The sequence below is a fragment of the Paenibacillus sp. WLX1005 genome, from assembly GCF_046603685.1.
GTDB lineage: Bacteria > Bacillota > Bacilli > Paenibacillales > Paenibacillaceae > Saccharibacillus.
In genome coordinates, this window is record NZ_CP176756.1 from 4998899 (window position 1) to 5010509 (window position 11611).

Here is an 11611-nt window from a genome sequence, read left to right on the forward strand (position 1 = left end):
AGAAATGGGTGCCTGTTTTGTTACACGTATTGGCGAGCGAGAATGTCTACATGCGCCGCTTGTTTCCCTTGACCAATCGCATTGAATTTCCAATCGGAACCATTGCGATACAATTCGCCGGTGACAAGAGCCGTCATGCCTGCATAATTGTCAGTCAGGTTGTAACGTGCCAGTTCTTCGCCCGTTTGCTCATTCGCAACGCGGATATACGCGGAAGCGATCATACCAAAATCCTGACGACGCTGCTCCGCCTGATAGATATTTACCACAACTAGAATCTTATGAACATCCGCTGGTACTTTGGACAGATCAATGAAAATCTGCTCATCGTCGCCTGCGCCTTCGCCGGTCAAGTTATCGCCGCTATGGCGCACCGAACCGCATTCACTAGTCAGGTTGTAGAAACATACCAGATTGCCTTTCTTGAGCAGCTTGTCGTTGTCGCTGAGCAGCAGAGCAGATGCGTCACAATCGACATCAGCTCTGGCTTTTTTGAAGCCGAACAGACCACGCGATTGCGATTCGGCAGGGTCCCAGCCCAGACCGACCAGCAGACGGGTGAGGTCGCTTCTGCCCTTCGTCAGGTCAATCTTCTGTCCTTTTACGAGATTAATCGTCATAAATGATACGAGCCTCCTCTTAGGTATTGCTAGATAATACTGCGCAGGCTGCAATTCCGTTTCATTTTTTTGCAAAAAGGAAAGCAAAGACATCGTGATGCCGGAGAAAGGCTCTGGTAAGAAAGCCTGTTCATTTCCATTTTAGCAGAGATGAAGGGCAGAATGAAAATTTAGCTTTTCGCCCACTGCTCACGATGGTAGTTACAGGTAATATGTATGAATAATGACAATCACATCTATGCTTATTGTCCCATACGTTAGCAAAAAACAAACCTCGTCCTTTTAGATATCCGCAAGGATCAACGCTGTGTAAACTTCGGTTCAAAAGGTATACAAAAAGCGCCCGAATGATTGGTTCAGGCGCCTGCTTGGCGATTATCGTTAGTGCGTATACATCTATATCAATCGACGAATTACAGTCTGTTACGAACGTTGTTACCCGGCATGCTTGTTACGCTTGGTTGATGAATGTTTGGAAACGTAAAGCGAAACCATATCTCCCATCAGCAACAGTACAAAAGCGACCATCGCCGTACCTGCTGACTCCTGCGCACTATTTTGCAATCCATACATCCAGAACAGATAAACAATAGCGGCAAGAATGATATTACCGATCAAACGTTTTTGCACAAACAAAGTGAAGGCTGTAAAAAGCCTATTCATGGTGGACCCTCCATAAGATGTAATATGCTCCCGGCATTGTTTTTACCCGATTCTGATCCCATATAAACAGGTATAATCGGACTATATTTGAACAATCGCCATTGTAGCCATCTATTCCCATCATCATGGCTAGTGGTACGGATACCGGAGACTCTCATTATTATGTATTTCCGCCCTTGTCACCAGTGCATAATTAACTAAATCTACTATTAAATCTTTGTCGAAATATATCAATTACTGCATAACAAAGCATCATTTACCCGGTTATTAGCTGCACATCAACGCAAATAACACCTGTCTATTGCTCAGGTGCAGTCCATGCAGCAGCGCGCCTCCGATTCAGCAGCATTCGGAAACCGTTCGGTTATGCAATGATAGATACGATTCAGATGAACAAACACTCAAACAGACCTATGCAGCAGCACCGGCATAATACCGGCAGCAAGGCTGTGCGCTGCTGCAAACGACAGGACGACAATGATGCTCAAACCATATGCGTAAACGAAAATGGTGCACAGTCAGGCTGGGGCGCGTAACCGGGCAGAGCTGTTTCCGCAGAATGACTCTTGTTCCCATTATGACAGATGTTTTCAAAAAACGAGTTTTTAAAGTTTTATAAACAATTGTTTAAATTAAGGATATGTAGACAAAAAGAAAAAGCCCGATCAATCGGATCTGGGCCTTACCGGGATACTGCTTATGATATTACTATGGTCTAGCTGTCTTGCTAATGATCAAACTATGTGGTGTTCTATGATATAAACAACATACTACTTATGATATACGTACCTATGGGTGTGGCTACTGTCTTGCTACAAAGTGATGCTCACTCTTCTACCTGATTCCGACAAACGAGACTAACGCTAGCATTAATATCTTTCTCTATGTGTATTAATCCGCCGTCTTCCCCCGTCTGTTCACCGGTACAGGTTCACATTCAAGCTTAGGTGAAACGTTACGATCACTACGCAGGCAACAACGCAAGTCAGTCACCAGTAAAAGTAACTAACTTGTATCTCCTACACATCCTATTATTACAGGAGTTTACAAAAAACGGAGTTATTTTTTTTGTAATCATACCCTTTTTTTTGAATTAATGATCGTAAACTGGAATGAGATACATTTCATATAACAAGTTACCAAAAATAAAAATTATCGTTTTTGAGTAACATGTATAATAATAAAAATTATCATTTTTTGGCAAAGATGAGCACATTCGGGTAGCCTGGGTTTAGGCTTATACGTCTGTGCTCTAATTCGGTATCGAGATAAAGATTAGAACGGATTAGCCTAATTATTACGTATGGATCATGAAAATTTTTACAGCGAAAATGAAACGTAATCACTAACTGACTACGTAATAGATAAATAAGTCGTACAATGGATTGCACCGGTGCTGTATCAGATCCGTTCTATGCCTTACAGGAAGGGAATGATCCGCATGGATAGATTAATTACACTAAGAACCGAACTGGAATCCGAAATCCAGCGTCAGGGCTATTCCCTGAGCAGCTTCAGCAAAGCGTCCGGGATCAACCGCGGAATCCTGAGCGCTACGCTGAACGGCAACCCACCCAAACCGATGTCCATCAATCAACTGGATGGCATGGTGAGAGCGCTTGGCAAGCCCGAAGGCTGGCTGTACGAGCTGTTCGTCGAAGAATGCTTCAACGAGTCCGGCAAAACCAATTGGCGACGCGTTCGCCCCCTGCTGCTGCGTTGTGTCGATCTGCATCAAGCAGATCTGATTCGCCGTACATTGGATTTGCTCATGGAGAATCCCGCACATGTTAGCCATGTGTTTGATATGGCGGAAGAACTCGTAGCAGAGGGGCGTGGCGCGGATGCTGTGCCGCTGTATCAGTGTGTCATTGAGAACGAGCGCAACTATCAGTCGGAGCGCTTGGCTGTTAGTCAGTACCGCCTGTTTCGCGCTGCGCTGGGACATAATATCGAGGATAATTTGAAGGCTGCGCTGATCTTTGAATCGTTTCGCAATCGCCTGCCAGCGCATTTGAAGTTGGATGCGCTGTTGAAGCTGGGGAATATTTATTTCACTGTTCAGGACTGGGATGCTTTGCTGCTCACAGCAGACGAGTTGTTTGTACTGGCAGATTATCTATATCAATGCCATAGCAAACACCCTCATTCCGTCCGCAAACAACCGTATCCGTCTGCGGAACGTCCACTGGTGTTTTATTATGCGCAGAGCTTTATTTTAAAGTTTGCCAGTTATGAATTGACTACTCGGTATGATCTTGCTCACGAAGCATTGAAAGGCTTTACAGATTTGAGCTGGTTTGAAGATACTCATCCCGAACATAACAAATACGTGGAACGTCTAGAACTCGTAGCCTATTTTAATAAATTAAATCTGATGTTGCTGGAAGGAAACGATTCATGCCTGTCTGAATATTTGGCATTAATGAAAACCTATCCAGGCGAAATTCTGCCGAGCCTTATGATTATTGTGCAGGCTGCTGCCGAATATGGATTCAACATTGATGATATTTTGGAGGAATATCACGATTTACTTTATCCAGACGATATCATTGAACAACTGACACTGGGTAGAATATCTAACCAGCACTATTCCGATATTGCTGTAGGCATTAGCCGCTATATCAGTATTTATTACCATTTGACATTGTATCAATGTAATCGCAATTTTTACGATCGCAGATTGGAAAAAATATTGGCATCACTGGAGTCTGTTGTTGAGAAGTACAATCGGGGACGCATTTTGGATTGTTTGAATCTTTTAAAAAAATTAAGAGATCTGAAGCACATATAATCTCTTTAGCACTTTAACTGAGAATACAAATTGAACGTCGTATGCAAGGTAGGGACTGTAAATGGATCATATCAAAACTTTGCGTCACGAAATAATCAAAGAACTACAGAAGAGAAATTACTCTTTAAGTGTCTTTAGTAAACTTTCAGGCGTTAATCGTGGGATATTGAGTTCTACTCTTAACAGTGATACTCCGAAACCGATCTCTATCAATCAATTGGATCGAATGGGAAAAGCACTTCAAAAATCGCGAGGTTGGTTGTATGAAATTTTCATCCAAGAATTATTTTGTAAGCCTGAAAATTTAAATTGGCGAAGAATTCGTGCATTATTGATTAATTGTATTGAGCTTAATCATTTCGAATGGATAAGACATATCTTGGATCTAACTTTGGAGAAATATGAATATATTGAAAAAGTATTTGAGTTGGCTGAGGAGCTTGTATGTAAGGAACAATTCGATGCTGCAATCATATGCTACCAAAGTATTGTTAATAACGAGCGCCACTCACATTCAGAGCGGTTGGCAGTTAGTTATTATAGAATATACATGATTAATCGTGATCAAAATATTGAAAAAGATTATCAAGCAGCAGTACTTATGCAACAGTATCAAAAACATCTACCCGATCATCTTAGATTACAAGCACTCACACATGCAGCTGGAACCTATTATTGGGTGAAAAATTGGACTTTGCTTGATCAATGTGCTGATGAATTAATCATTTTAACGAACCGTATATTGAACAATTTTTCTAAAGTACCGCAAACAGACCCTTATTTTCACCTTCATATTCCACGACCATTTGTGCGTTATTACGGACAAGCCTACTTAATCAAGGGGACTTTTTACGAACATACAGGGGATTATGAGAAAGCTTTGGAATATGCCTATAAGTATTATGATCTGAAGCATCTAAAAGGTATAAGTGAAGAGAGCGATTATGAAATTGATAAGCTTTATATTTATGCTCAAGGCAATATATATGGCATGCATCTTCATATGGGGTAAGTTTGAAATTCTTGATAACTATGTAGATTTTCTAAAGAAAAATCCTGAAGAAATTGTGCCTGGATTATTACTTATTCTTACAGCTACTAATAAACACAGTATGAATGTAGATTGGATCGTCAAACTATTCGCCCATCAAATTGATTCTTTTTTAATGGATAGTAGCAATAAACATTATGCTTCTTCTGCTATAGATGGCTATTTTGTAAATATGGTTTATCAATTAGCATTGTACCAATCCAAACAAAAAAAGAACTATAAACAATTAAAAAAAACACTAAAAACGTTTGAACGCTCAGCTAGTCGATATAATATGAAAAGAACAATCGATATGACTCCATTACTCACAAAATTAATTCAGTTACCATAATCCCCTCTATTCACCAATAAGAATTAGTGTATTGCTTATATAGCAATATAGCTGATTCTTATTTTTTATACATGAAATCAAATAAAGATTTCGTTTGAAAAAAGGCTGGTGGTTATTGAATTGCCGCATGTTACCTATTTTTGATACCTAATTTGCTATTTTTTCATTAAAAGTAATTGACCACAGTTCAAACTGCAATATATAATGTAATAAATTTGAAATCATGGGTTTACTGGGGCGCAACAAACGGGAAACTTTCGACATAAAGGGGTGTGTTCGGTTTATGATTACCAACACCACGACCATTAGACTTGAAATTGAACAAGGAATTCGGCAAAAAGGGCATTCATTAAGCAGCTTCGGTAAGCTTGCTGGGATCAACCGCGGGATCATTAGTGGTATTTTGAATGGTAATCCGCCAAAATCGATTTCGATCCGCCAGTTGGATTTGATGGCTACAGCTTTAGGTCATGAAGAAGGCTGGATGTACGAGTACTATGTAGATGAATGCTTTATTAATGAAAAAGCGGACTGGCGTCGAATCAAAGCATTTTTGTTGAGATGTACTGAAATCAGTCGGTTTGACTGTATTCAGGCTGTATTAGATCGTTTGATGGAAGATTTATCAAATACAATTTCTGTGTTTGGATTAGCGGAAGAATTGTATCATGAAGGAAAAGTACAAGAAGCTATCCCTTTTTATGAATGTGTTATCGAGAATGAGAAACATCAACATTCAGAAAGATTAGCAATCGCTCACTACAGAGTTTTTCGTGCATCAATAGGCGATAATACAGAGAAGAGCTTACGTGCAGTTATAAGATTCGAGCCTTATCGTAATCGCCTTCCCGAAAATATAATGCTAGATGCATTATTGCAATTAGCTAGCGTTTATTATAATTTCCAAGATTGGGAATTAATGAGTAGTTGTGCTGATGAACTTCGTTCATTAGCTGAAACAGTTTACCAAGCTGAATGCGAGAAATTGAAGATCAATAAAAATCATTCTCTTCTAGAAACTGAAAGAGAACTTGTAGTCTATTATGGTCAAGGAAACTTGATCAAAGGTATCGCTTTAGAATATTTAGACAAGTATGAAGAAGCGAAAAAATGTATTCAAAACTATGCAGATTTAAGCTGGTTTGAGGGACTAAATGAGAAAGGCAAAGAAGAAGTTGAGAAGCTGAAATTATACTCTATTGCCAACATGCATAATCTTGGTTTATTAATGGGGAATATAAATAATATCGATAGCTACATTTCTTTTTTAGAAGACCACCCAAAAGAAATTTTGCCTAGTATGCTTGTTATATCAAGAGCAGCTAATAAATATACTCTTGATATTGACTATATTATTGAAAAATTCAAAGATATTCTATACCCAAGTAAAGTGGCTCATAATGCATCCTATCCTAAAGTTTCTATAGGTCGATATATGATCCTGTACTATCAACTTGCGGTATATCATATTGACAAACAACAGTTTCGTATTGGATTAGATGAGTTGCTTAGAAGTCTCAGATTGTCTATTGCTTTGTCAAATAAAAATAGGACATTAGATTGTATTACTTTATTTGAACAATATAAAAAACACTCTCTTGAGCAGCAAACTAACCAATATGAAAAAAATTAAAGGAGGTTAATAATAATGAAAAAAGCTTTGATTTTGTTGACATTATTTACACTGATTAATGGTGCTACTTTTTTAAGTCATGCACCTATTGAGAAATCAACTCGATTAACAACATTAGATAATGGTATAGGCGGATCTTAAAATAAAAAGGTATCTTTGTCCTTAGACAAAGATACCTTTTTATTTTGATTCAGCGAGTATTTTGCTCTTGATAATCCTCATAATTCCCAAGCGACACTTTCAACTCTCCATCCCCCAAACTCCAAATCTGTCCCGCGATCCGATTAATAAAATACCGATCATGCGATACAGCCAAAATCGTTCCTGGGAATTCTTCTAGTGCTTCCTCCAATGCTTCTCTTGACGAAATGTCCAGATGATTCGTCGGTTCATCCAAAATCAGCAGGTTGGGGCGCTGGTGCATCAGGATTGCCAATCGCAATCGGCTCCATTCTCCACCTGATAGACCAGATACTTTTTGGAACACATCTGGGCCGTAAAATAGGAATTTGGCGAGTTGTCCGCGGGCGGCGCCTTCCTCCATGCGAGCGTGTAGTTTGAACCATTCCAGTACGGTTTCGCCAGCGTTCGGTGGAGCGGCTTCTTGTGCCAAGTAGCCGGTGTCAGTGCGGGAACCTAAGCGTAGGGTGCCTGCGTCGGCTTCTTCCTGACCGAGGATCATACGTAGCAGCGTCGTTTTGCCCGCTCCATTGCCGCCGATGATAACAGCGTGTTCGCCATAACGTAGCAGGGCGGATGACTCCTGCAATAGTGCTTTGTCACCATAGCTTTTCCATACTTGATCCAGCACTAGCACGCGTTCGCCGGAGCGTCCCTGTTGTCTCCATTCCAGATCGATCTGGGCGCGTTCCATCACCGGGCGTTTGACTTTTTCCATACGGTCGAGCGCTTTTTGCATGGAAGCGGCGCGGCGGTGAAAACCGGGATTGGGCGGGTTGGAGCGGTTGCCCCAGTCGATCAGACGTTTGATCGATTCTTTGATGCGCTTGATTTCTTTTTGCTGATCTTGGTAATTCTCGTATTGGTTGATGAGACGGCGTTGTTTTTCCTCGCGATATGCTGAGTAGTTCATCGGATACGATGTAGCTTCGCCGTCTTCTAATTCGATGATCTCCTGTACGACTTTATCTAGAAAATAGCGGTCATGCGAGATGACGACAACGGTCGCGTTCGATCCGCTGATAAACTGTTCCAGCCAGACGACGGCATCCATATCCAGATGATTGGTCGGCTCGTCGAGCAGCAGAATATCCGGGTTGGTCAGCAGCAGCGCCGCAAGCGCTACACGCGTCTTCTCCCCACCGGACAGAATATCTACTGTCTCGTCGTAGCGGGACTGCGGAATGCGTAGTCCGGCAGCAATCGCATCGATGCGGGCTGACATCTCATACCCACCCTGATCTTCAAAACGATCCAGTGCTTCGCCGTATTCACGCAATGTCTTGTCCATTTGCTCTGGCGATTGATTCGTATCGCTCATACGAATCGTCAGCTCTTCCATGCGCTGCTGCAATTGCAACAGATGGTGAAAGCTGGCACGCAAGACGTCCATGACGGTAGTGCCGGCTGCGTAATCCGGCACCTGTGCCAAGTAGCCGACACGAGCGCCTTTTTGAATATGCAATTCGCCCTGATATGGACGTTCTTGACCGGATAGTAGGCGGAACAGGGTCGTTTTGCCCGCTCCATTTAGACCGATGAGACCGATTTTGCGACCGCTGTGGATTTCAAGGGTGACGCTGGACAGCACCTGCTGGGCGCCGTAATATTGTTGAACCTGCTGACAGGCAATCATAATAGACATATTGTTCATTCTCCTCGTGTGAGGCAGCCGGGCTTGTACTACAAGGACATGGGAAGTAACAACAAGAACGGCTGCGCTAGTGTATTGGAAGACAAACCGATCCAGTATATGGCTATGATCTGATTCGCTTCTTGCATAGATATGGTCGAGGAAATGCGCTTCTGCCTGTCAGCTCGGAATAGGAATCATTCCGTTTTAATTGATTGTGCCTTGGAGATGATACTATCTCACAATCAGAGCACAACAAAAAAGCCGCAGGGGAAATGTCCCTGCGGCTGTCATGGGTGGAGTTGCGGCAGAATACGAAGCAGATAGATATCCGTACGCTACATTCTGCACATACAAGTATGCCGACGATGTAAGGCATATTCGTATAGGTACAATTCCGAAGACAACTGTTCATTCGCGATACGGAGTGCAGAGGATCGCTGATATACGTTGTCACGCAGACAACAATATCGTTACGCTGATCCAATTCGTATGACGGTGATACATAATGAGTATATCCATTCATTACATCTTGATCACTGTCACAACGTGTACACTGCTGAAAATCCGACCGAGGCTGAAGGCAGGAGCGGCATTTCGCCATTTGGGAAGTATTCATTTTTGGACAGACTTCTCCCGTCTTCGTAAAATGTGCCTGCAATATTATATACGCCAACAACTCGGTGTTCCAGCGCAATATACAATGGGAAATTCAACATCCTGCCTCACCTCCTTTGGTATAACATCGTCTACAATGACCCGTCATTCCTTCCCGGGAACAGCGGATTGCGCGCGATGTCGTGATTACATCTTTTGTACCACAGCCGGGAACCATCTGGCAAGTTGTTTTTGCCTGATACTGCTTCGCAGCAACAGTCTGAGCATTGCCCAGCCTAGCATGGCACCTGTAAAATTGAAAATAATATCGTTCACATCGACCGTACGATATGTGAAGCCGAGCAGCAGGTCGATCATCCCTTGCAGCGTCTCGATAACCAGTCCGATGCCAACGGCAAACAGCAGCATACGGCGGGTCGTCATAGAGATCAGCAGCGGCAACAACAGACCGTATGGAATGGTCATGAGCACATTAAGATAGTTCGATTTGTCGACCAGAATGGAATCGTAAAATTGTGAATGAAACGGGATCAGATTCAGTCGCACCATGCCTTTGTCGCCTCCAGTGATACGCATCAGCTCCAGCAATTGCGAATCGACGGGAAATGGGAAAAAGGTGTATTTGATAACATTCAGCAGGTAGATGCCGAACAAGCCAGTCAGCAGTACTTCCATCAGTGATTTATGATATATCCGGCGTAAAATCAGCAATACGATCAGCAGTAGCACAATGCCGATTAACCAGATCGTTGAATCGAATAGTAGCATGGCGTCTCTCCTGTTCTGTCGGGATGTGGATGTGGATCTGGAGTAGGTAATGCGGTTATCGTAACAGGATGCGAACGATACAGCTTCTTATTGTACAGGTTTTGCCGATCACTATGCAAAATGCCGCTGTATAAAGCTTCGTTATTGTCTATGCTGACACGAGTGCCGTTCATACCTACAATACCGTCTCGTGACATCCAACCAATAGAAACACCTTGTTACATGAATATATTACGGATTGATCTATACTCTTCGTACTTTTCAGGTATATCGTTTAGAGGTATATCATTGGGATGAGTATAGACAGCTGAATATCAAAATGACAATAGACGAATACGGAGGATATCTACATGCCTAAGGAAGAAGAACACATCAATACGAATGCAACCGAACATGTACTACAGAGTACGGAGCATCAGCGTGAAACGGCAAACTCCAATGTGAAGGATTCACAGCAGATTGCCCTCCCTCCTGCTCTATTACAGCTATTAAACGGGCAGCGCTTGGAGGATCATCAGCATCTGGCTATGCTGCTGCTGACGGTTGGCGAGAATGGATTTCCGTATCAGGCGATGGTCAGTGTGGGCGAAGTGCTGGCAGTGGATGAACAGCATGTGCGGATTGCGCTGTGGACAGGCACGAATACGACGGGCAATTTGCAGCGAGATGGCAAAGCGCTATTGTCGTTTGTGTATGCAGACGCCGGTTGGACTTTACGGTTGCGTATGAAGGAGCTGCCTGAGCTGGCAGACAGTATGTATCCGCGTGCACGGTTCGAAGGCACGATAGAGCATATCAAGCAGGATATCGCGCAGTATGCCGACCTACTGACCGGCATCACCTTCCGTTTGCATGAGCCGGAGCAGGGATTGGAAAGGTGGAAGGTTACACTAGACGAACTAAAACGCTAATGATTTACTATGTGCCTTCCGTTATAACGATTCACTTTGGTATATAAAGCATAGATATCTGTTATGAATTTGGAGTATAGACTGATTGAAAAATATCCGTGTCCTCTATTTGCGGGTGCGGCGATTGGCGAGGACGCGGCGGATGATTTTCTGAATAAGCAGTGGTAGAACGAAAGCCAGTACGGCAACGACCATCAGCATATAAGCAAATATATTATTCGGATCAGATGGGTTGGACAGTACGGTTCGGACAGCGAGACCGATAACAACGAGACACGTAATCGCTCTCATAATAATAAATCGCATAAGTGGAAATCTCCTTTGTTCAAATGGATGCAAACTCCGCTTCATCTTACCCGAAATATCGGTTGTTCCGCAACGGTAGCGGTTAGATTCACTGCAAGAAGTG

The 11611-nt window shown here is 42.6% G+C and carries 12 protein-coding genes; 6 read left to right on the plus strand and 6 right to left on the minus strand.

Going from position 1 to position 11611, the window contains the following annotated elements; all coding sequences use genetic code 11:
- Positions 1 to 20: 20 nt before the first annotated feature.
- Positions 21 to 620: a TerD family protein gene (locus ACE3MZ_RS21385; RefSeq protein ID WP_411344100.1), complete on the minus strand. Its 600-nt coding sequence runs from the start codon at positions 618 to 620 to the stop codon at positions 21 to 23.
- A 435-nt stretch (positions 621 to 1055) separates the two neighbouring features.
- Complete coding sequence (locus ACE3MZ_RS21390) at positions 1056 to 1283, minus strand: hypothetical protein (protein WP_411344101.1); 228 nt, start codon at positions 1281 to 1283, stop codon at positions 1056 to 1058.
- Between the two features lie 1441 nt (positions 1284 to 2724).
- Here ACE3MZ_RS21390 and ACE3MZ_RS21395 point away from each other — a divergent pair.
- The 5 genes from ACE3MZ_RS21395 (at position 2725) to ACE3MZ_RS21415 (ending at position 7233) form a co-directional block, all read left to right on the plus strand.
- Positions 2725 to 4077 carry a DNA-binding protein gene (locus ACE3MZ_RS21395; RefSeq protein ID WP_411344102.1) on the plus strand — a complete coding sequence of 451 codons (1353 nt, stop codon included), beginning with the start codon at positions 2725 to 2727 and terminating at the stop codon, positions 4075 to 4077.
- 61 nt (positions 4078 to 4138) lie between these two features.
- Positions 4139 to 5089: a hypothetical protein gene (locus tag ACE3MZ_RS21400; protein ID WP_411344103.1), complete on the plus strand. Its 951-nt coding sequence runs from the start codon at positions 4139 to 4141 to the stop codon at positions 5087 to 5089.
- Positions 5022 to 5459, plus strand: a complete 438-nt coding sequence (locus tag ACE3MZ_RS21405; protein ID WP_411344104.1) for a hypothetical protein — start codon at positions 5022 to 5024, stop codon at positions 5457 to 5459. Before ACE3MZ_RS21400 ends, ACE3MZ_RS21405 begins: the two co-directional genes overlap by 68 nt.
- 283 nt (positions 5460 to 5742) lie before the next feature.
- Complete coding sequence (locus ACE3MZ_RS21410; RefSeq protein WP_411344105.1) at positions 5743 to 7092, plus strand: DNA-binding protein; 1350 nt, start codon at positions 5743 to 5745, stop codon at positions 7090 to 7092.
- A gap of 15 nt (positions 7093 to 7107) precedes the next feature.
- On the plus strand, positions 7108 to 7233 hold the full coding sequence (locus ACE3MZ_RS21415) for a hypothetical protein (protein ID WP_411344106.1): 126 nt from the start codon (positions 7108 to 7110) through the stop codon (positions 7231 to 7233).
- A 49-nt stretch (positions 7234 to 7282) separates the two neighbouring features.
- Here ACE3MZ_RS21415 and abc-f read toward each other — a convergent pair whose 3' ends face one another.
- From abc-f to ACE3MZ_RS21430, 3 genes are all read right to left on the minus strand, one after another.
- Positions 7283 to 8917 (minus strand): ribosomal protection-like ABC-F family protein, encoded by a 1635-nt coding sequence (abc-f, locus tag ACE3MZ_RS21420; RefSeq protein WP_411344107.1) that lies wholly within the window; start codon positions 8915 to 8917, stop codon positions 7283 to 7285.
- A 530-nt stretch (positions 8918 to 9447) separates the two neighbouring features.
- Positions 9448 to 9624, minus strand: a complete 177-nt coding sequence (locus ACE3MZ_RS21425) for a hypothetical protein (RefSeq protein WP_411344108.1) — start codon at positions 9622 to 9624, stop codon at positions 9448 to 9450.
- Between the two features lie 85 nt (positions 9625 to 9709).
- Positions 9710 to 10291: a VanZ family protein gene (locus tag ACE3MZ_RS21430; protein ID WP_411344109.1), complete on the minus strand. Its 582-nt coding sequence runs from the start codon at positions 10289 to 10291 to the stop codon at positions 9710 to 9712.
- Between the two features lie 350 nt (positions 10292 to 10641).
- On the opposite strand from ACE3MZ_RS21430, the gene ACE3MZ_RS21435 reads away from it, so the two are divergent.
- Positions 10642 to 11202, plus strand: a complete 561-nt coding sequence (locus ACE3MZ_RS21435; protein WP_411344110.1) for a pyridoxamine 5'-phosphate oxidase family protein — start codon at positions 10642 to 10644, stop codon at positions 11200 to 11202.
- A 105-nt stretch (positions 11203 to 11307) separates the two neighbouring features.
- On the opposite strand, the gene ACE3MZ_RS21440 is transcribed toward ACE3MZ_RS21435, so the two are convergent.
- Positions 11308 to 11508 carry a hypothetical protein gene (locus ACE3MZ_RS21440; protein ID WP_411344111.1) on the minus strand — a complete coding sequence of 67 codons (201 nt, stop codon included), beginning with the start codon at positions 11506 to 11508 and terminating at the stop codon, positions 11308 to 11310.
- Positions 11509 to 11611: the final 103 nt, after the last annotated feature.